The following is a 21,432-nucleotide window of genomic DNA, read 5'->3' on the forward strand; positions in this document are numbered from 1 at the left end:
CTCCGTCCGGAATTGCGTAAAAACAAAGAGCTCTAGGCCGAGCGTACGCTCGGCTTGAGCAATACGAGGCTGCCATCCTGGCGGTCGGCGCCTCGCGCCCGAACACGCTTGCCGTGGCCGGTCAGGTCTCCGAACGCCTCGATCGGCGCCGGCTTGCCGAGATAATAGCCCTGGCCGATCTCGCAGGCCTCGGCGTCGAGGAACTTCAACTCGCCGAGCGTCTCGACGCCCTCCGCCAGCACCGGCAGACCCAGGCCGCGCCCCAGCCCGAGCACGGCGCGCACGATCGCCGCAACCTGGCCGTTGGTGTCGACGGACTTGATGAAGGAACCGTCGATCTTGATCTTGTCGAAAGGGAAGGCGCGAAGGTTGGAGAGGGAGGAATAGCCGGTTCCGAAATCATCCATGGCCACGCGCACGCCAAGCGCCTTGACCTGTCGCAAACTCGCCAGCGCGCGCGGCATGTCCTTCACCAGCGCCGTCTCGGTGATTTCGAGTTCCAGCCTGGCTGCCGCGAGACCGGACTTGAGCAAGGTCTCGTGCACCTTTCGGCTGAAGTTCGGATTGTGCAACTGCACCGCGGAGACGTTGACGGCCACCGTCAGTGGATTTTCCCAACTGGCGGCCTCCCGGCACGCTGCGGTCAGCACCCAATCTCCGATCTGGCCTATGGCGCCGCTGTCCTCCGCCAGCGGAATGAATATGGACGGGGGAACATCGCCGCGTTCGGGATGCCGCCAACGGATCAAGGCTTCGAAGCCGACCATTTTGCCGCTGCTGATCTCTTTCTGCGGCTGGTAGACGAGATAGAATTCGTCGCGCGCTACTGCCTGGCGCAGTTCGTGCTCCATGACGCGCTTGTCGCGAGCCTCGGCGCCCATCGACGCCTCGAAATAGCGATAGGTGTCCCTGCCTTCGGTCTTGGCGCGATAGAGCGCGGTATCCGCATGGCTGATGAGGCTGGCCTGGTCTTCCGCGTCCAGCGGATAGAGCGCGATGCCGATGCTCCCCGATACCAGCCCGCCACCCGCCGAGAGCCGGTTCTCCTCGCGCATCGCGGCGAGCACCGCGTCGGCGATCCGGCTCGCCGCCTGCGGGTCGGGCAGGTTGGGGGCGATGATGGCGAATTCGTCGCCGCCCAGGCGCGCCAGCATCTGTCCGTGGCGAAGAACGCCGGAGACACAGTTCGCCACCTTCTGAAGCATCGCGTCGCCGGCGCCATGCCCATAAAGATCGTTCACCTCCTTGAACCGGTCGAGGTCGAGCAGCAGAAGCGCAAGATGCCCGCCCCTCGCGCCCTTGCCGGCTTTTGCGTCTCGGCTCGTGGCGGCGATTTCGGTATCAAGCCGGCTGGAAAAGCTACGGCGGTTGGCGAGCCCCGTCAGCGGATCGAAATGAGCGAGGCGAAGGATTTCCTGTTCCGCCTTCTTGCGTTCGCGAATGTCGCGGACGGCGACGACATTGTGAGGCTTGCCGCAATAGTCGATGCTTCTGGCGATCAGTTCGACGGGAATTCTCATCCCGTCGCGATTGCTTAGTTCCGCCTCCCACGGCTGTCCCTGGAAGTTGATCAGGTCGGATGCGGTGCGCTCATCGAAGAGGTCGCCAAGTTCCCTTCCGTTCAGTGTCGTGGCGACCATGCCGGTCAGCCTGGCCATGCTGTCGTTGACACTGACGATGCGATTGCCATCGCAGACGATCAGGCCTTCCACCGCGGCGTTGGCTAAGCCGTGCATGCGGTCGACCTCAAGCTTTTGGCGGCGGAAGCGAAGGTCGATCCACAGCGCGGTGGCCGAAAGCACCAGGATCACCAGAGTGGCCGCAGCGGCGGCGAAGGCCTGCGAGGTCGGTGCGACGGTGTGTTGGGATATGGCGATCGAGGAATCCGGGAAGATCGAGACGGCAGCCATGGCGATGAAGTGCAGGCCGCAGATTGCCAGCGTCAGCAAGACCGCACCGGCAAGCGTCGCAGGCAGCGACGAGCCGCGCAGGACGACGCGCAAAGCCAGCGCCGCGAGCGTCACGCCGGCCAGCAAGGAGACGGCGACGAGGAGCAGGTTCCATTCGATCCGGCCCTCGACCTCGAATGCCGCCATGCCGATGTAGTGCATGGCGGCAATACCGCCGCCCAGAACGGCGCCGCCGACCAGATGGTAATCAAGCTCGTCGCGCAAGGTGGCGACCCACATGCCGGCCCCCGTAACCGCCACCGCGCCAGCGAGCGAGAGTACTGAAAGTCCGGGATCATAGGCGTTGGGGATTCCCGGCGTGAAGGCAAGCATGGCGATGAAGTGCGTTGCCCAGATGCCGAAACCGGTCGAGGTGGAGGCGATCGTCAGCCAGGCAAGCCGATTTCGATCCGTCGAGCGGCCTATGTGATGAAGAAGATTGACGGCTGAAAAACAGGAAATTCCACAAATCAGCGCTGCCAGTGCAACCAGCCTCAGATCGTGCTGGTTCACGATGCAGTTATAGACCGTCAGCATCTTATTCCCCCTGGCCCGCAGGAAATAAAGAAAGAAATATGACTGATTAATGCTTGGCTGTTGAAGGATCGATAAAGCCGCCTGCAACCATAGCGTGCTTTTGCGGCGCAAGCTGACCGCAAGAGCACAGGCCAGGTCAGCCGCATCGATTGAAGACGACGGTTATTTCAGGCGGACGGTCACTGTCAGGGCGTCATGATCCGAGCTTGGGCTGCCATCCGGCAACACCGCCGGAAGAACCGCCGGCGCGCTGGCCGCGAGGCCGCGCGTGAAGAACCAGTCGATTCGGCCAACCGGGGTGCCGGCGGGCCGACGCTGGGTGGGCAGGTCCAAATTGTTGGCGGCCTGCCAATCATAGCCGCGCTCGGCAAGGGCCGCGAACAGCGGCTCGTGACGCTCGGCATGGATCAGCCGGTCCGGTTCGGCCATGACCCGAGCCATCCACGCCCGTGGGTCGTCATGGCGCTCCTCGTGGCTTGCCGTCAGCGTGTTGAAATCGCCGCCGAGCAGTACTGGCGCTTGCGGATCATAGTTGTCGATTGCATCGAGGAGTTTGCGTGTCTGAGCTGCCCTGCCAGCCGGATCGGTTCGGTTTTCAAGGTGCACCGAGACGACCGTCATCCTGCGGTCGCCGATGCGCACCTGGCCGCCGATCGCCATGCGTCCGCCGATGCGCGGTTGGCCGCGCTCCGGCCGAAACCAGCCGCCGGCGGCGTCCAGGCGCACCAGGAAGGGTCGCAGCAGCGGCATGCCACTGGTCACGGCATTGCCGTGAAAGCCTTCCGCGTTGGCGGCTTCACCGGTTGCCATGCGCTCGGCCTCGTTGCCGCCAGCGAGTTCGACGAACTCGACACCATAGGCGAAGGCATGGCCGAGCCGGTCGGCAAGCACGCTGAGCGGATGGCCGTTGCCGGAGCGTGCCATGCCCTTGTCCACCTCGGACAACAGCACGATTTCGGGGGCCAGCCCGGCAAGCGTTCGTGCAATGGCATCGACATGACGGAGCCGCTCGACGTTCCAGGCCACCACCTTCAAGGCCTCGCCGACGTTCGCGCGCGACGCCTTGCCGCCGATTTCGATCTGGCCAAGAGCCGGAATGGCGGCTGCATGCCGCAAATGCGTGGCGCTGTCGCGGGGGCCTTCGCGCATCGCCTGCCTGTCGGTGATGGGCACGTGCGCCAGCTGCTTCACCAGCATTTCATCATCCCTTTTAGCCGGATAACAATGACGGCCTTTACGTCCTTGGAAGTCGCCCTAGCTACCTAAGGCGCCGGTGTGACGTTTTCATGCCGCTGTAGCCGCCGGAGGGGAGAAAAGACCAGCTGTGCACAGGCCCGGGAGGCCACAACAGAACTGTCACATACCTTCTCTAAGAGAGCGGGCAAGGACTTGCGCAAGACCCTTGTCAACAGTCATTCAAGAGGGAAGAAATCATGACGATCATCAAGCGGGGCTTTGCTGCCCTTGCCGCTGGCGTGCTCAGCTCCGCGCTGGCGATGCCTGCCTTCGCGGAACCGACAAAATTCGATTTCTGGTTTGGTCTTTCGGGCGATCTCGCCCGGGTCGTGGACACGCTGTGCAAGAATTTCAACGCCTCGCAGAAGGACTATGAAGTCGTCTGCACCAGCCAGGGCAATTACGACGCCACCTTGCAGAACACCATTGCCGCCTTCCGCGCCGGCAAGCAGCCCACCGTCGTTCAGGTCTATGACGTCGGCACCGCCACCATGATGCTGTCGGGTGCCTACAAGCCGGCCGACAAGCTCATGGAAGAAAACGGCTACAAGATCGACTACGCCGATTATTTCCCCGGCATCGCCCGCTATTACGCCACCTCGAAAGGCGAGATGCTGTCCTTCCCGTTCAACTCGTCTACGGCGTTGATGTACTGGAACAAGGACGCCTTCGCCAAGATCGGCAAGACCGAAGCGCCGAAGACCTGGGAAGACGTCGGCGCCGACCTCAAGGCAATGAAGGACGCCGGCTATGAATGCCCGATGGCCATCAACATCTCCGCCAATGAAAGCTGGCAGCTGATGGAGCAGTTCTCCGCCATTCACAACCAGCCGATCGCTACCAAGAACAATGGCTATGACGGCCTCGACGCCCGCCTCGAAGTCAACAAGACCAAGTTCGTGCAGTACGTCACCGACCTCAAGAAGTGGTATGATGCCGGCCTGATCAAGATCAAGTCGAAGGATCTCGGCCAGGATATGGTCCAGGCCTTTGCCACCGGCACCTGCCAGGTCATCCTGACCTCGGTCGGCGATCACGGCACGGTTGGCCGTACGCAGAAGGAAGGCATGAACTGGGACGTCGCCGAACTGCCCGTCTATGCCGGCACGGAGCGCAAGAACTCGCTCGTCGGCGGCGCATCGCTGTGGGTTCTCTCGGGCAAGTCGGATGCTGAATACAAGGGCGCGGCCGCGTTCCTCAACTTCATCCACGATCCGAAGACCGCCCTGTTCTGGTCGACCAACACCGGTTACATCCCGGTGACCAAGTCGGGCTTCGACTACATGAAGGGCCAGGGCTTTTACGACAAGGCGCCTTACAAGGGCCGCGAAGTCGCGATCGCCAGCCTGACCGCCTCCGAGCCGACCGAAATCACCCGCGGCATCCGCCTGGGCAATTTCACCCAGATCCGCGCCGAGTTCGGCACCCAGATGCAGGCGATCTTCGCCAACAAGGTCACCGTGCAGGAAGGTCTCGACACGCTGGTCAAGAACGGCGACGCCATCCTCGACCGCTTCCAGCAGACATATCCAGGCAAGACCCTGCCCTGATCCAGGGATTTCCCAGACCGCCCGCCGACCCATTTGAGCATGATCCCGAAGACCGGTTTCCAGTTTTCGGGATCATGCCTGGGTCGACGGGCGGGCATTTCGTTATTAATCTCTCGCTTGCTTTAAGCTGACCACCCTGCGGCAACGGCGGACCGATGGAAAAACGCGTCACTTTCGGCAGTTGGACAATCGGCATTCTTTTCGCGGTGCCGCAGCTCCTGCTGATCTTCACCTTCTTCTACTGGCCTGCCGGCCAGGCCGTATACTGGTCGCTGACGCTGCAGCAGCCCTGGGGCGGCGGCAACATCTGGGTCGGTCTCGACAATTTCCGCTCGATCCTGGCCAACGCCGATTACTGGAACTCGATCACCGCCAGCCTTGTCTTTGCCGGCATCAGCACCGGGCTTGCGATGTTCGTCGCGCTCGTGCTCGCCGCGCTCACCGACCGCCAGCTAGCCGGCTCATGGCTGTATCGCGTGGTGCTGATCTGGCCCTATGGCATCGCCGCGCCCGCCCTGGCGCTGGCATTCCGCTTCATCCTGGCGCCGGAAGCCGGCTTCATGGCCGTCGTCAACCAGGTCTGGCCCGGCTTCTGGGATCCCGGCCTGGACGGCGCCGACGCCATGGCTTCGATCATCATCGCCTTTTCCTGGAAGTATGTCGGCTACAACTTCATCTTCTTCCTCGCCGCGTTCCAGGCGATCCCGCGTTCCCTGATCGAAGCCGCCGCGATGGACGGCTCTGGTGTCATGAGGCGCTTCTGGGACATCCAGTTTCCGCTGATCACCCCGACCATCTTCTTCCTGCTTGTCATCAACATCACGGAAAGCTTCCAGGATTCCTTCGGCATCGTCGACATCATGACGTCCGGTGGGCCGGCGAATGCCACCAATCTGATGGTCTACAAGATCTACTCCGACGGCTTCAAAGGCCTCGATTACTCCGGTGCCGCCGCGCAGAGCATCATCCTGATGCTGCTCATCATCGTGCTGACCATTTTCCAGTTCCGCTTCATCGAGCGGCGCGTCCATTACAGGTGAGACTGATATGGTCGAGCGCACCCCGTTCCTCAATTTTTTCACGCACCTGATCTTGTTCGTCGGCTTCGTTTTCTGTGTGGCGCCGTTCGCCATCGTGGCGATCGCGGCCTCGCATAATCTCAGGGATGTCAACGACGTGCCGATGTCGCTGCTGCCGGGTAGCGATTTCTGGATCAACATCAAGACCGCCTGGGTGACGGCCGACCTTGGTCCCAAGCTGCTGAACAGCTTCATCGTTGCGACCGGCGTTGCCGCAGGCAAAGTGATCGTCTCGGCGCTGACCGCCTTCGCGATCGTCTATTTCCGATTTCCCGGACGCACGCTGATCTTCTGGCTGATCTTCATCACTCTGATGCTGCCGCTTGAAGTGCGCATCGTGCCGACCTACGCGGTGGTCGCCAACGTGCTCGAGCCGTATCAGGCTATCCTGGACGTGACCGGCCTGAGCTGGCTGATCGAAACGGTTTCGGGCGTGCAGGTCCACCTCAGCGTTGGGCTGCTCAACTCCTATCCCGGCCTAATTCTGCCGCTGGTCGCCACGGCGACCGGGACGTTCCTTTATCGCCAATTCTTCCTGACCGTGCCGGACGAATTGACGGAGGCCGCACGCATGGATGGCGCCGGGCCACTGCGCTTCTTCATCGATATCCTGTTGCCGCTGTCGCGCAACAACATGGCGGCGCTCGGGACCATCATGTTCCTGTGGGCATGGAACCAGTATCTATGGCCGCTGCTCATCACCACCGACCAGTCGCATGCGATGGCGGTGACCGAGCTCAAGCAGCTCATCCCCAACGTCGGCGGCACTCCGGAGTGGCATATCGCCATGGCCGGCACTCTCATCATTATGCTGCCGCCGATGATCGTCGTGGTGCTGATGCAGCGCTGGTTCGTGCGCGGCCTGATCGCCACCGAGAAGTAACAAGGAGACAAAAAATGGCCTCCATCGCAATACGCGGCGTCAAGAAGAACTATGCCAAGACGCAGGTCGTGCACGGCGTGGATCTCGACTTTGCCTCGGGCGAATTCGTCGTCATTCTCGGGCCGTCCGGCTGCGGCAAGTCCACGCTGCTCAGGATGATCGCGGGGCTGGAAGAAATTTCCGACGGCACGATCGCCATAGACGGCACGGTGGTCAACAAACTCGAGCCACGCGAGCGCGGCTGCGCCATGGTGTTCCAGAATTACGCGCTTTATCCGCATATGAGCGTGGCCCAGAACATCGGCTATTCGCTGAAAGTCGCCGGTGTTCCCTCGGCCGAGCGCAACCAGCGCATCCAGGCGGTGGCCCGCACACTGGAACTCGAGCAACTGCTCGACCGCAAGCCGATGGCGCTTTCGGGTGGCCAGAGGCAACGCGTCGCCATGGGCCGCGCCATGATCCGCGAGCCGAAGGTGTTCCTGTTCGACGAGCCTCTGTCCAATCTCGACGCCAAGCTGCGCGTGCAGATGCGTTCGGAGATCCGCAAGCTGCATCGCCGGCTGAATGCCACCTCCGTCTTCGTCACCCACGACCAGGTAGAGGCCATGACATTGGCCGACCGACTGGTGGTGATGAATGGGGGACGGGTCGAACAGGTCGGCACGCCAGGTGAAATCTACACCCGCCCGGCCAGCCGCTTCGTCGCCACCTTCGTCGGCGCGCCGGCCATGAACATCCTCGAAGGCACCGCCGAACTCGACGGATTGTCGCTGCTCGGCGGCAGCCGGCGCCTGGCGATGGCTCGCGCCGGCCTGCCGGTCGGCACGAAAGTGGCGATGGGCATCCGGCCGGAGGCGGTGCGGCTGGTGGCGCCGGGAACGCCGGGCGCGCTCGATGCGACTGTCGACCTAGTCGAGGAATTGGGCGCGGGGCGGGTGATCTATGTCGACCTCGACGGCGCGCCGTTTTCGGTGATGACCTCGGAGCCCGTTCACCCCGAGCCCGGCAGCACCGTCGGCCTGAAGATCTCGCCTGACGACATGCACTTCTTCTCGTCGGAGACAGGCACCCGTCTCGATGTCTTCAAGGCTTCGGTGCCAGAGCCAGCGCTTTGATTTCCAGCACGCGCGCCGCCAAAGAGACGTACATGAAAATCATCCAGGTCACCGACGTGCATCTCGGTCGGCAAGGTGAGCGCCGCTATGGGGCCGACCTGCACCAGCGGCTGGACCAGTGCATCGCGCACATCAATGCGCATCACGCCGACGCCGCGCTTTGCGTCTTCACCGGCGACCTGACGGAGACCGGTGCGCCGCGGAGCTATGCCGATCTGCGCGCTGCCCTGACCACGCTGTCGGTGCCGTACAGGCTGCTGCCGGGCAACCATGACCGGCGGGCAAATCTCATCGCCGCGTTTCCCGACGTTCCGGTCGACGAAAACGGCTTCGTGCAGTCGGTCCACGATACCGGCAACGAAGTGCTGTTGTTTCTCGACTGCCTGGCGGAAGGGCGCATCGAGGGCGAACTGTGCGAGAGGCGGCTTGCCTGGCTCGAAGCCCGGCTGGAACGGTCGGGCGGCCGGCCCGCTTACGTGTTCCTGCATCATCCGCCGGTCGCGCTCGGCCTGCCTCAACTCGATCCGCTGGCGCTTCAACAGCCCGAGCGGTTGCTCGACTTGTTGCGGGGCCATGGCAACGTCCGCCATATCTTCTTCGGCCATGTCCATCGCGACATTGCCGGCACCGTTGCCGGCATTCCGTTCTCGGCGCAGCGCGGCTTGCATGCCCGCTTCGAGCTCGCCCTCGAGCGATCGAGCGAGATCGTCGAACAAGCGCCGCCGTCCTACGCCGTCATCCTCATCGACAGCGCCAACGCGTGCGTGGTGGTGCACGGTTGCGATTTTATCGAGCAATGGCCGATCTATTCAGCCGAAACCGGCGAACGCATCACGGCGTGAGCTTGCCACTTCGCTTTGGTTCAAGGGCTTAAAATCGTCGGGCTCAGGCAAAGACGTGCGCCTTGCCCGATACGGTCAGCCGCACGATCTCGCCGACCGCCGGCGCGTCCATGCCGGATTTGCGCAGGATCAGCGGCGTGCCGCCGATGGCCGCGGCGTCGGGCGGATCGGAATTGTTCAGGAGCCGCACCGCGATCGTGCATGTCGAGCCGGCGAATTCCGATTCCGTCACCTCGCCGAACGGCATGTCCGATGTGCCCGACATGCCCTCGCGCGAGGTGCGTTTCAGGCCGATCTGTTCCGGCCGCAGCATGATACGGGCGACATCGCGGCTGTCCGGCGCGTCGACGGCGATGCGGCCCAGCGGCGAACTGGCGAAGCCGCCCGAAATGCTCGCCGGCAGGATGATGGCATCGCCGAGGAACTCGGCGATCATCCTGTCCTTCGGCTTGAGATAGAGCTCGCGCGGCGTGCCGACCTGGGAAAATTTTCCATCGCGCATTACCGCCACCTGGCTGGCGAAGGAGAGTGCCTCGGCCTGGTCGTGCGTCACCAGGATGGTGGTGATGCCAGCCGCCTCCAGAAGTTCGGCCACCGCCTTGCGCATCGAGGCGCGCAGGCCGGTGTCGAGTGCCGAGAACGGCTCGTCGAGCAGCATCAGCCGCGGCTTCATCGCCATGGCCCGGGCCAGCGCCACGCGCTGCTGCTGGCCGCCGGAGAGCTCGTGCGGGCGGCGTTTGAGGATCGCCTTGTCGAGTCCCACGATGTAGGCAAGTTCGACGATGCGCTCGGCGCGCCTGTCGTCGTCCCGTGCCATGCCGAAGCCGATATTGTCCGAGATGGTCAGATGCGGGAACAGGGCGCCGTCCTGCGCCACCACGCCGATGCCGCGGCGATGCGCCGGGACAGCGGCGCCGCCATTGGCCAGCACCTGCCCGTCGAGTACGATGCGGCCTTGGTCAGGCGCCTCGAAGCCGGCGATCAGCCGCAGCAAGGTCGTCTTGCCGCAGCCGGAAGGTCCCACGATCGCCGTGCGGCTGCCGCTGGCGACGTTCAGGTTGACGCCGGCCAGTGCGGCTACCGGGCCGTAGTGCTTGTGCAGATTGCCGAGTTCGAGAAAGCTCATCGTCCTGCCATCCGCTTCGACTGGACGTAGAGCAGCCAGGTCAGGGGCAGCGACATCGCCACCATGATGAAGGCGTAAGGAGCCGCCGAGGCGTAATCGATCTCGCTGCTGTAGGACCAGAACGCCATGGCCAGTGTGCGGGTGCCGTTCGGCGCCAGCATCTGGGTCGCGGTCAGTTCGTTCATGATGCCGAGCGCCACCAGCGCCATGCCAGCCGCCGCACCGGGCGCCGACAGGCGGATCGTCGTCGACCACAGCGCATCGAGCGGCCGCCGGCCGAGGCTGGACGCGGCGCGTTCGAGCTCGACCGGCGCTTGCGCGATCGATGCACGCAGGCTGACCAGCGCGCGCGGCAGGAACATCAGTGCGTAGGCGACCAGGATAGTGAACAGGGTCTGGTAGAGCGGCAGTGCGATGCGCACCGTGATGGTGACCAGCGCCAGCGCGATCACGACCCCGGGCAGCGAGCCGACGATGTAATTGCATCCCTCGAGCAAGCGCTGCAACGGACCCGGCGCGCGGATAGAGATCCAGGCCATCGGCATGGCCGCGACAGTGGCAAGCAGGGCGCCAGCGAGGGACAGGAACAGCGTCTGGCCGAGTGCCAGGCCGATCTCGTCGAAGCGCCAGACATCGGCGCCGCCGGCGGCGAGCCAGCGCCCGATGGTCACGAACGGAACGCCAAGCGCCAGCAATGTGGTGACGGCGAGCAGCAGCAAGCTGGGCAGGGTGGCGCGGCCGAGGTTCATTCGTTGCTGGTATCGCGCGGCACCCGAGCCGACACGGGCATAACGCTCCTCGCCGCGGACCAGCACTTCGAGGCCGAGCAGCACGAAGCAGCAGGTCACCAGCACGCCGGCCAGCATGTTGGCGGCCGGGCCGTTGAAGGTCGACTGGAACTGATCGACGATCGCGGTCGTGAAGGTGTCGAAGCGAATGAAGACATAGAGGCCATATTCGGCCAGCAGATGCAGGCCGACCAACAGCGAGCCGCCGCATATTGCGAGCCTGAGCTGCGGCAGCACGACGCGCCAGAACACGCGCCAGGGTCCATGGCCAAGTGCCGCGGCCGCGTCCTCGAGAGCGGGATCGAGACGGCGCAGGGCCGCCGACACCGGCAGATAGAGGAAAGGGAAATAGGCGATGACGGACACCAGCACGCCAGCCCACAGGCCGTGCAGCCCGGGCACGAGGGTGATCCAGGCATAGGAGTGCACGAAAGCGGGGATGGCGAGCGGCGCCACGCAGAGCCAGGACCACAGCCGGGCACCGGGCAGGTCGCTGCGTTCCGTCAGCCAGGCCAGCGTCACCGACAAGGTGATGGCGATCGGCACCGCCAGCAGGACGAGCAGGCCGGTGTTGACCAGCAGTTCGCCGACACGCGGCCGAAAGACCAGTGCCGAGACCGTCTCCCAGCCGGTCTGCACCGCGATCCAGATGATGAAAGCGAGCGGCAGTAGCGCCAGCAGGGAGACAAATATGGCGGCGGCGACAAGCCAAGGCGCAGCCCGCCGCTGCGCCCGTCGACGCATCTTGGGCGGCAGGCCGGGACGCGCGAGATCGACCGCGGACTGCATCAGTTCAGGCGCCATACCGTTGCGACGCGGCAGCGGCAATCATGGGACCACGGTCGCGGTCAGGAACGAAGCGTGTCGTCATGGACGAATGCATCTCGAAACAAAACGCTCCCGCGAAAGGTGAATTCCCGCGGGAGCACGATCTGACGTCCTTATTAGGAAGAACGGCAACTAAAGCAAGCCGGCTGCCGTCATCAGGTCGGTGACCTTCCTGGAGTTCAGCGTCGTGGCATCGACCTTCGGCGCCTGCAGGTCGGCCAGTGGCACCAGCTTCGGATTGGACTGCGCGCCCTTGCCGACCGCGTATTCGAAGGAGGTTCCGTTCTTCAGCACGTCCTGGCCGTTCTTGCCGGTCACCCATTTCAGGAAGGCCTGGGCTTCCTTGGGATGCTTGCTCGAGGCCAGCACGCCGCCGCCGGAAACCGATACGAAAGCGCCCGGATCCTGGTTCTTGAAATAGTGCAGCGCGACGTTCTTGGAGTTTTCGCCGGTTTTGGCCTGATCGCCAAAGTAGTAGTAGTGGTAGATCACGCCGCCTTCGATCTCACCGGCATTGACCGCCTTCATCACGGTGCTGTTGCCCTTGTAGGCGGTGAAGTTCTCCTTCATCGCCTTCAGCCAGTCGGCCGTGGCGGGCTCGCCCTTGAGCTGCAGCAAAGCGCTCACGATGGCCTGGAAATCGGCGCCGGAAGGCGAAGCCGCCCAGCGGCCCTTCCAGCTCGGGTCGGCGAGATCGAGCATCGACTTGGGCAGCTGGTCTGCCTTGAGCTTGGTGGTGTTATAAGCAAACACGGTGCTGCGCGCGGCCACGCCCACCCATTTGCCGCTGGTGGCCTGATAGTCTTGCGGGACTTGAGCCAGCGTATCGGCGTCGACCGGCGCGAACAGGCCGGCATTTTCGACCAGCACCATGGCCGGCGAATTTTCCGTCAGGAACACGTCGGCGGGCGAGGCGGCGCCTTCGGCGACGATCTGGTTGGAGAAGTCGCTGTCACCGCCGTTGCGCAAGGTGACCTTTATCCCCGTCTCCTTGGTGAACCCTTCCGCCCATTCCTTCGCCAGGCTTTCATGCTGGGCGTTATAGACGACGATGCCGGCATCTTCGGCCGTCGCCGGACCAGCGGCGAGGCTGATTGCAAGCGCGGCTACGCTGGCAAGGGCAAGAAGGGGGGATTTCATAAGGGTACTCCTCGGGTTGTCCCGCACTGGGGTGCGTCCGAGTACCAATTCATGAATGCACTAGTCAAGATTGAAAGACGACGGGCATCATCACGGTTTCGCGTGTCGGACGCCGATGGCATCACCCGAGATGCGGGGCTGGTGGCTGCTCCTGCGGGATGCAGCCATCGACCATCGGATGAATGGTCCACCGCTGGTCCAGCCCCTGCTGTGTTCGTTTGGTCTCGGGATCGAACGCTTCGTTCAGCATGGCGCACCAGGTCCTGCGCAGATTGTCGCAGCGCGCCCGGAACGCTGCGCTGCCAAGCCCGTCACGGATATCCTGCGCGGTCAGGTCGGTGGTCTCGCCCGGCGGTTTGGGCGGAACCGTGCCCGTGTCGGCAAAGTCCGGATCCCACTGCAGATAGTGTTTCGCGTCGACACTGGCGGCCGCATCGAATTTGACCACCGCCATCAGCGGATGAAACTCGTGCCAGCCCTTGTGGTAGCCGTCATAGACATGTTCGCCGAGGACGGCGACATGATCGCCCATCCTGATGGGACCGAGCGCCTTGTCGCCGACATTGGCGTCCTCGACATTGCCGGGGTTCCAGTTGAACAATCCCTGCAGGACCGGCTTGACCCCGCCGAAATAGGATGCCGCTCCGCCGATGGCGCCGCCAATGGCCGCTCCGAGCAATCCTCCCAGGAACGAGCCGATGGCGCAGCCCAGCGCACCCAGGAAGAACGATCCTATGGCGCAGCCGACAGCCGCTCCGGCACTGGCGCCGGCAGCCGCCGCGGCCACCGTGACGACCAGGGCCGCCGTCAGCAGGATGACGATGGCCGGCGCCCATTGGCGCATCTTGATCCAGAAGTCGCCCTCGGCCTCGCAGTGCAGGCCCCAGCGGGCATGATCGTCGGCCGGTGCGTAGCCCAGATCCGTCTTCAGGTCGTCGCGCGGCAACAGCAGCTCATGACCCTGAAAGCCGTCATTGAGAATATCGTTGGCCGGATGGGCCGCGACGCTGGCGGCGAATTCCGCCGCGACGGTGCCGTCGGCATTGTAGCGATTGGCCGCCGCCAAGGCCGCCTCGTTGGTCTCGGCGTTGAGAATTTCCGTCGTCGGATGCGGCATCAGTATGACGTCGAAATACTGGTCGTTGTCGAAGGCGCCGAGATCGCTGCGGAACGGATTGTAGGAGACGATGCCGACGGCGCATTTCGGATTGTCCTTGTCGAGGCAGACCAGGCGGTGGTTGAGCCATTCCCCGGCGGCCTTGTCGATCGTCGCGGTGGCGGACGCCAGAAATGCGATTGCCGCGGCAAGTGCCGCACCGACCGGCCCCAGCAGCAGGCCGAAGGCGGCCGCCAACCCGGTGATCACGATGATCTGCAGCGCCTGGCCGGCGAGGAAAGCCAGCCGATCGTCCTCGTTGTAGGGCTTGCCACCGACCGGATAGAGAAAGCAGCTCGTATAGTGCTTGTAAGCCATCGGAGCGCCTCAGCCTTTCGTGGCGGTGAGCGTCACGCCGCCGGTCATGGTGCGCGATCCACTCTCGCCGATCGTGAAGACGTGGACGTTGAAGGTCTTTGAGCCGCGGAACGCGGTGTCCTTCGGTTCGATTTCGACAGCGATCTCGGTCAGCTGGCGCGGCTGCAGCAAAAGCGTTCTTGGGACGATCCTGACCGACCAGTCGTCCGGCACGGGAAACCGGCCATACGCCTGTTCCTCGAGGGCCTCGGCCCAGCGCGCCTTGCTTTCGGCGAGCCGCGGCTGTGGGGTGTCCGTGCGCTCGTCTCGACCCTGGCCGCGTGGCGGGATACATGGCCGCAGCTTCGGCAGAGCGTAGCAGTCCGCCTCGATCTGGAAACGCCGGACGACCGAGGCCTCGTTGCGCACGCTGAAGACGAACTTCGCCGGTGAGCGCATCTCGGCAATGTTGACGTTCTTCTGGCCAAGGTTGTTGCTGGGGTTGGCGTCATCGCCCCAGGAAAGCTGTGCTTGAAGGCAGTAGTGGCCGCCGGTGGCGGGCGTGGTCCAACTGAACTCGGCATAGGCAGGGCAATCGATCGTGCCCTTGGCTCCGAGATTTATGGCGACGTTGGCGATCGGACGGGAAATGGTCTGGGCGCCGAATGACAGGTAGGACAGTGCCACCCCGACGCCCACCGCTGGGGCGTCATAGGACCCGTTCCAGACGCGCACGCGAACGCGATATGCATGTGCTGGCTGAAGCGCGCCGCTGACCGGCAAGGTGCCGTCGAAAATGTCGATGTCGGGATTGTCCCAGGTGACCGCGAGCCCCTGCGCCATCAGATAATACTGGGCGTATAGAAGAGGATCGGCGCGCTTGTAGATGTCGGGCGGTAGCTGGATGCAGCAGTCATTCTGCGCCGGGCTGGGCAGCCGCTGGTCCTTGGCCAGCCGGCACAGCAGCCTGCATATCGTGGCAAACAGCACCTTCAGCCCGGCGGCCAGACGCTTCCAGAATTCGGCGGCGAACAACAGCAAGGCCGCGGTTCTGATGTGGTTGACCAGAGATCCTGCCATGTCGTGTTTCCCACGCTGAGAGGACGCAACGGTAATGTTTTCCTGGCGGACCTGTCTCCGCCGGTTGTCCAGAGGCTATTTCTTCAGTGATCCCTGTCTTCTGTAGAAGTAGACGGCGGCGACAAGGACTATGGCCGCAATGACAAGGCTGCTCTCGAAAGTTCCCGAGCCATTGTCGGGAGAAAATCCAAAAATGCGTTCAATGAAATCCATTTCGGCCGCCCTCCGATCCCTTGACGCTACAGAAGGGTTTACCTTACGTCAATCAAAGGTTGATCCCGCGCCGCTCCTCACGCATGAGCTGGGAACCAGAGAACCCGTCCGGGAATTTAGCGAGCCATCCCGCAAACTTTCGTGATTTGCCCGTAGTTTGGCTTGGACATTATTTCGCCGGCCACGTAACAAATCAGTGCCGAGGCGCGAAGATCGGGGAGTGAACTCTTGTGAGCGGCAAGGACGAGGCCGAGCTTTCCCGGCTGATGCGGGCCGCGATCGCGGGGGATGAAAAGGCCTATGCCGACTTTCTGCACCGGATTGCCGCGCTGGTGCGCGGTTTCGTCAGGCGCAAGATCGTGCAGGGCGGGGTCGATCCCGAGGATGTCGTGCAGGAAACCTTGCTGGCCATTCATGTGAAACGGCACACCTGGCGCCAGGACGCGCCGGTGCTGCCCTGGGTCTATGCGATTGCCCGTTTCAAGCTGATCGATGCGTTCCGGCGGCGCGGACGGCGCATCGAGATCGATGTCGACGACATCGCCGAGACGTTCGCCGAGCCCGAAACGGAAACCGTCAGCGAGCGGGACATCAACCGGGCGCTCGACGGGCTGCCGCCGGCACAGCGTTCGGTGGTTTCAGCAGTATCCGTGGAGGGCCGCTCGATCGGCGAGACGGCGGCTAAGTTCGGCATCAGCGAGACGGCGGTGCGGGTGTCGCTGCACCGGGGACTTACCGCCATAGCCAGGCGATTCGGGCAGGGGCGGTTCGGGCGGGAATGACATGAAGACCGACGATCTCATCAAGGCGCTCGACGCCGATGCCCGCAGCAAGGCGATGCCATTGCGCTCGGCCTGGTGGCTGGCGGCTGGCGCGGCCGCCTTGGTCGCGGCCGCTGTCTTCATGATGACGATCGGGCCGCGCCCCGATTTCATGGTGGCCGCGCACACGGTGCGTTTCCTGTCCAAATTCGTTTTCACCATCGTGCTCGCCATCAGCGCCTTTGCCCTGATCCGTGCCCTGTCGACGCCGGGCGCGGCGACAGGCCGGGCTATGGCGGCGATGATCGCGGCGCCGCTGCTGGTCGCGGTGGCCGTGGTGCTGGAGCTCTTCATGGTGCCGCAGGCCCTGTGGAGCACGCGTATGATCGGCTCGAACATGATGATCTGCATGGGCTTCATCCCGCTGATCGGCATCGGCCCGCTGGCCATCTTCCTGTGGATGCTGCGCTATGGCGCGCCGACACGGCCGGTGCTTGCCGGCGCGGTCGCGGGGCTGCTTGCCGGCGGGCTGGCGGCGACTTTCTATGCGGCGCACTGCTTCGACGATTCGCCGCTTTTCGTTGCCACCTGGTACACGATCGCCATCGCGGCTCTCGCTTTGCTTGGTGCGCTCGGCGGGCGGTTTTTCGTGCGCTGGTAGCAGGATACCCACGCCTACACCCCGTGAATACCGATCCTTAATCATGCCGGCAATTGTTTGCCGGTTTTCCATGTCGCCTATGCCCTGGGCGCAACCTTTCCTTAAAATCGATCCTTCAGGTTTTTAACGGGAAAAAGCGATTGCCCACGGGGGTGGCACGAATCGTGACATTGCGAGGTATCATCGGGCCGGGACGGCACAAGCATGCAGCTCTGGCGCTGCTTGTGGCCGGTCTGGCCGTAGTGGCCGCCTCGCTTGTGCTGTCAGGGCTGGACCTTGGCGCACAAGCCCTCAGACTTTGCCTCCAAATATCGGTCGCTGTGACGGTCTGCGCGCTTTTCGCGGCCTATCTGTTCATCGGTCGAATCTCGGAGGATCGACGGCAGATCACGGACAGCGAGCAGCGGTTCCGCCGGGCCATGGAGGACTCGGCGATCGGCATCGCTATCGTCGGTCTCGACGGGCGTATTCTCCAGACCAATCCGGCCTTTGCCGCCATGCTTGGCTACAGCCGCGACGAGATCGAGGCGCTGACCTTCTTCCAGCTCACGCATCCCGACGATGTGCAGATCGGAAGCGAAACGATGGCCGGCCTGAAGGCGGGCACCGTCGATGCCTTCCACTTCGAGAAGCGTTATCTCAAGAAGGACGGCACACCGGTCTGGGCTCATCTTGCCGGCTCGGTAATTCGCGACGAGAAAAGCGGCCGGCCGCTCTATCTCGTCTCGCAGATCGAGGACATCGACGCGCGCAAACAGGCCGAGGCGCGCATCACAGAGGCCGAAACGCGCTGGAACTTCGCGCTGGCCGGCGCCGGTCAAGGTGTCTGGGATTTCGACATGCGCAAGGGGGGCACCACCTATTCCTCCACCTGGGTCAAGATGCTGGGCTACGGGGATGGCGAGCTCGATGGCGACCCCGATCGCTGGCTGACGATGATCCATCCAGACGATCGCGCCACGGTCGCGGAGGCCGATCGCGCCCATCTCGCCGGCGAGACGGAATTTTTCGAAGCCGAGTTCCGCATGCGCCACAAGGACGGCCGCTGGATCTGGATCCTCGACCGCGGCAAGGCCATCGAGCGCGATGCGGACGGACACCTGGTCAGAGCGATCGGCAGCTTGATGGACATCACCCGGCGAAAGCAGGCCGAAGAACGGCTCATCGTCTCGGCGGCGATGCTGGCCGACGAGAAGGAGCGGCTGAGGGTGACGCTGCAATCGATCGGGGATGCCGTCATCTGCACCGATGCCGCGAACCGCGTCACTTTCATGAACCCGGTGGCCGAAAAGTTGACCGGCGTTTCCAGTGACGATGCGCTGGGCAAGACGCTGAGCCATGTCTACTGGGCAGTCGACGAGGAGACCGGCCACAGGATCGGGATGACGCGGCCGGTGACAGGCGAAGAGGCGCGCTCCGACCAGAACAGCCGCGCGGTCCTCATCCGCCGCGACGACACGCGCTGCAGCATCCGCCAGGTCGTGTCGCCGATCCTCAACGAACGCAACGAATTCTGCGGTCTGGTGATCGTCTTCCAGGACTTCACCGATGCGCGTGCCCTGCAGCGACAGCTTGCCCATGCCGCCGCGCACGACGCACTGACGGGCCTTGCCAACCGCTCGAGCTTCATCCGCGCCATGGAGGGGATGGTCGATCAGGCGCGCAAGGACGGCACGACGACAGGGGGCCGCCATCAGTTCATGTTCATCGACCTCGACCACTTCAAGCTGGTCAACGACACGGGAGGTCACGCTGCCGGAGACGCCCTGCTGAAGCGGGTCGCTGACGCCGTGCGCGGCGTGCTTGGTCCTGAAGACATCGTCGCGCGTCTGGGTGGCGACGAATTCGCCGTGATCCTGAAATCGGCTTCCACCACCGACGCGAGGATCGCGGCGCGTTCCATCATCGATGCGATAGCGGGCCTGAACTTCACCTGGGATGGCCGGCCGCACGGGATCGGCGCCAGCATCGGGTTGACCGCGATCTGCGCCAATTGCGGCGAAGTCGACGAGATCATCGCAAGGGCCGACGCCGCTTGCTATGCAGCCAAGGCCGCCGGCCGGGGATGCGTTTCGGTGGCGCCGGACGGCAAGGTCAGCGACGATGACAGGTCAGAACCGCCCAAGCCACTCGCCGCGGCCTCGTGAGCGGCAATCACGTCAGCGCGTCGGAACGGGATGCTCGCCGCGATAATCGTAAAAGCCGCGCCCGGTCTTGCGGCCGAGCCAGCCGGCCTCGACATATTTGACCAGCAGCGGGCAAGGCCGGTACTTCGAATCCGACAGGCCGTCATGCAGCACCTGCATGATCGACAGGCAGGTATCCAGGCCGATGAAATCGGCAAGCTGCAGCGGTCCCATCGGATGGTTGGCGCCGAGCCGCATGGCGGTGTCGATGGCATCGACCGAGCCGACGCCCTCATAGAGCGTGTAGATCGCTTCGTTGATCATCGGCAGAAGGATGCGGTTGACGATGAAGGCCGGGAAATCTTCCGAGACGGTGATCGTCTTGTCGAGCTGCTTCACATAGGTCTTGGCCGCCTCGAAGGTCTGGTCCTCGGTGGCGATGCCGCGCACCAGTTCGACCAGCTTCATCAGCGGTACCGGGTTCATGAAATGTATGCCGATGAACCGCTCTGGCCGGTCGGTCTGGGCAGCTAGCCGTGTGATCGAAATCGACGAGGTGTTGGTCGCCAGGATCGCTTCGGGATTGAGCTGCGGACAGAGCTGCGCATAGATCTTGCGCTTGACGGTTTCGTCCTCGGTCGCCGCTTCGATCACCAGATCGGCGCCGGCGAGATCGGCCATCGTCGGTGCCGACGCGATGCGTGCCATGGCCTGATTGCGCAGCTTCTCGTCGAGCTTGCCGGACCCCACCTGACGGGCCATGTTGCCGCTGATTGTGGCAATGCCCTTCTCGATGCGGTCGGGCGATATATCGTAGATCAGCACCTTATAGCCCGAAAGCGCGGAGACGTGGGCGATGCCGCCGCCCATCTGGCCCGCACCAATGATGCCGATCGTCTCGATCTTGCTCATTACCCGATCCCGTCCGGAGCGTTTTTCGCTGGATCGCGAACCGCCCCATCTCTTTGTTTTCCCGCAATTCCCGGCGCAAAAAACCGCTGCGCACTGCCGCTGGAATTGCTCTCAGCCTTTGTGGCCTGCTTATTGTGCGGTGCAAACTAAAAGGGTGGGGCGACTTCGTCTACCCCACCCCTCACAATTTAATACGGTTGCGCGGAAGCGTCAAAGCGCCTTCTGCAACTCCGGCAGGATGACGAAGAGGTCGCCGACGAGGCCGTAATCGGCGACCTGGAAGATCGGCGCTTCCTCGTCCTTGTTGATGGCGACGATGACCTTGGAATCCTTCATGCCGGCAAGGTGCTGGATGGCGCCGGAGATGCCGACCGCGATGTAGAGATCGGGGGCGACGACCTTGCCGGTCTGGCCGACCTGCCAGTCGTTCGGCGCGTACCCGGCATCGACGGCGGCGCGGGAGGCGCCGACGGCGGCACCGAGCTTGTCGGCGACCGGCAGGATGACCTCCTGGAATTTCTCCGAGGAACCGAGCGCGCGGCCGCCCGAGATGATGATCTTGGCCGAGGTCAACTCCGGACGGTCGGTCTCCGACAGCTTGTTCTCGACGAAGGTGGACAGGCCGGGATTGGCTGCCGCATTGACCGTCTCGACCGAAGCCGAGCCACCGTCGGGCGCGGCCTGGAAGGAGGCGGTGCGCACGGTGATGACCTTCTTGGCGTCGCTCGACTGCACCGTCTGGATGGCGTTGCCGGCATAGATCGGCCGCTTGAAGGTATCGGGCGAGACCACTTCGATGATCTCGGAGACCTGCGCGACATCGAGCAGGGCCGCCACGCGCGGCGCGATGTTCTTGCCGGCCGACGTCGCCGGCGCGATGACTGTGTCGTAGGCGCCAGCCAGCGAGACGATCAGTGCCGCCGTCGGCTCGGCCAGGCGCTCGGCGAGTTCGTCGGCTTCGGCGAGCAGCACCTTGGTGACGCCCTTCAGTTTGGCGGCTGCGTCGGCGGCAGCCTTGGCGCCTTTGCCGGCCACCAGCACATGAACGTCCGAGCCGATCTGCAGGGCGGCCGAAAGCGCCTTGGCGGTCTGGTCGGAAAGGGTGGCGTTGTCGTGTTCGGCGATGAGGAGAATTGCCATGTTGTCTGTTCCT

17 protein-coding genes are annotated in these 21,432 nt (G+C 63.7%); 8 read left to right on the top strand and 9 right to left on the bottom strand.

Annotated features, from left to right (window positions below; all coding sequences use genetic code 11):
• Positions 1-32: 32 nt before the first annotated feature.
• Complete coding sequence (locus MESAU_RS07960; protein ID WP_015315546.1) at positions 33-2,486, bottom strand: sensor domain-containing diguanylate cyclase; 2,454 nt, start codon at positions 2,484-2,486, stop codon at positions 33-35.
• 162 nt (positions 2,487-2,648) lie between these two features.
• On the bottom strand, positions 2,649-3,683 hold the full coding sequence (locus MESAU_RS07965; RefSeq protein ID WP_015315547.1) for an endonuclease/exonuclease/phosphatase family protein: 1,035 nt from the start codon (positions 3,681-3,683) through the stop codon (positions 2,649-2,651).
• 236 nt (positions 3,684-3,919) lie between these two features.
• Here MESAU_RS07965 and MESAU_RS07970 point away from each other — a divergent pair, with 236 nt between their 5' ends.
• The 5 genes from MESAU_RS07970 (at position 3,920) to MESAU_RS07990 (ending at position 9,191) form a co-directional block, all read left to right on the top strand.
• Positions 3,920-5,272 (top strand): extracellular solute-binding protein, encoded by a 1,353-nt coding sequence (locus MESAU_RS07970; RefSeq protein WP_015315548.1) that lies wholly within the window; start codon positions 3,920-3,922, stop codon positions 5,270-5,272.
• Positions 5,273-5,427: 155 nt separating this feature from the next.
• Positions 5,428-6,312: a carbohydrate ABC transporter permease gene (locus MESAU_RS07975; protein WP_015315549.1), complete on the top strand. Its 885-nt coding sequence runs from the start codon at positions 5,428-5,430 to the stop codon at positions 6,310-6,312.
• 7 nt (positions 6,313-6,319) lie between these two features.
• A complete protein-coding gene (locus MESAU_RS07980; protein WP_015315550.1) occupies positions 6,320-7,234 on the top strand; it encodes an ABC transporter permease subunit in 915 nt (304 codons plus the stop codon).
• Positions 7,235-7,248: 14 nt separating this feature from the next.
• Positions 7,249-8,349, top strand: a complete 1,101-nt coding sequence (locus tag MESAU_RS07985) for a sn-glycerol-3-phosphate import ATP-binding protein UgpC (protein ID WP_015315551.1) — start codon at positions 7,249-7,251, stop codon at positions 8,347-8,349.
• A gap of 32 nt (positions 8,350-8,381) precedes the next feature.
• Positions 8,382-9,191 (top strand): phosphodiesterase, encoded by an 810-nt coding sequence (locus MESAU_RS07990; protein WP_015315552.1) that lies wholly within the window; start codon positions 8,382-8,384, stop codon positions 9,189-9,191.
• 43 nt (positions 9,192-9,234) lie between these two features.
• On the opposite strand, the gene MESAU_RS07995 is transcribed toward MESAU_RS07990, so the two are convergent.
• The 5 genes from MESAU_RS07995 to MESAU_RS08015 all read right to left on the bottom strand — a co-directional run bounded on the left by MESAU_RS07995 (position 9,235) and on the right by MESAU_RS08015 (position 15,606).
• Positions 9,235-10,317, bottom strand: coding sequence for an ABC transporter ATP-binding protein (locus MESAU_RS07995; RefSeq protein ID WP_015315553.1), 1,083 nt, complete (start codon positions 10,315-10,317; stop codon positions 9,235-9,237).
• Positions 10,314-11,894: an ABC transporter permease gene (locus MESAU_RS08000; RefSeq protein ID WP_015315554.1), complete on the bottom strand. Its 1,581-nt coding sequence runs from the start codon at positions 11,892-11,894 to the stop codon at positions 10,314-10,316. Before MESAU_RS08000 ends, MESAU_RS07995 begins: the two co-directional genes overlap by 4 nt.
• Positions 11,895-12,065: 171 nt before the next feature.
• Positions 12,066-13,073: an iron ABC transporter substrate-binding protein gene (locus MESAU_RS08005; protein WP_015315555.1), complete on the bottom strand. Its 1,008-nt coding sequence runs from the start codon at positions 13,071-13,073 to the stop codon at positions 12,066-12,068.
• A gap of 121 nt (positions 13,074-13,194) precedes the next feature.
• Positions 13,195-14,547 carry a hypothetical protein gene (locus MESAU_RS29575; protein ID WP_015315556.1) on the bottom strand — a complete coding sequence of 451 codons (1,353 nt, stop codon included), beginning with the start codon at positions 14,545-14,547 and terminating at the stop codon, positions 13,195-13,197.
• A 9-nt stretch (positions 14,548-14,556) separates the two neighbouring features.
• The gene (locus tag MESAU_RS08015; protein WP_015315557.1) at positions 14,557-15,606 is read right to left on the bottom strand and encodes a hypothetical protein; all 1,050 of its coding nucleotides are present in this window, start codon (positions 15,604-15,606) and stop codon (positions 14,557-14,559) included.
• 443 nt (positions 15,607-16,049) lie between these two features.
• On the opposite strand from MESAU_RS08015, the gene MESAU_RS08020 reads away from it, so the two are divergent.
• The 3 genes from MESAU_RS08020 (at position 16,050) to MESAU_RS08030 (ending at position 19,388) form a co-directional block, all read left to right on the top strand.
• Entirely contained in the window at positions 16,050-16,601 is a 552-nt protein-coding gene (locus MESAU_RS08020) for a sigma-70 family RNA polymerase sigma factor (protein ID WP_015315559.1), read from the top strand.
• 1 nt (position 16,602) lies between these two features.
• A complete protein-coding gene (locus MESAU_RS08025; RefSeq protein ID WP_015315560.1) occupies positions 16,603-17,241 on the top strand; it encodes an NrsF family protein in 639 nt (212 codons plus the stop codon).
• Between the two features lie 164 nt (positions 17,242-17,405).
• Entirely contained in the window at positions 17,406-19,388 is a 1,983-nt protein-coding gene (locus MESAU_RS08030; RefSeq protein WP_015315561.1) for a PAS domain S-box protein, read from the top strand.
• 12 nt (positions 19,389-19,400) lie between these two features.
• Here the strand turns inward: MESAU_RS08030 and MESAU_RS08035 are convergent, their stop codons facing one another.
• Both MESAU_RS08035 and MESAU_RS08040 read right to left on the bottom strand, forming a co-directional pair.
• The gene (locus MESAU_RS08035; protein ID WP_015315562.1) at positions 19,401-20,279 is read right to left on the bottom strand and encodes a 3-hydroxybutyryl-CoA dehydrogenase; all 879 of its coding nucleotides are present in this window, start codon (positions 20,277-20,279) and stop codon (positions 19,401-19,403) included.
• 210 nt (positions 20,280-20,489) lie between these two features.
• Positions 20,490-21,419: an electron transfer flavoprotein subunit alpha/FixB family protein gene (locus tag MESAU_RS08040; RefSeq protein ID WP_015315563.1), complete on the bottom strand. Its 930-nt coding sequence runs from the start codon at positions 21,417-21,419 to the stop codon at positions 20,490-20,492.
• Positions 21,420-21,432: the final 13 nt, after the last annotated feature.

This window comes from Mesorhizobium australicum WSM2073, assembly GCF_000230995.2.
Classification (GTDB): Bacteria; Pseudomonadota; Alphaproteobacteria; order Rhizobiales; family Rhizobiaceae; genus Mesorhizobium; species Mesorhizobium australicum.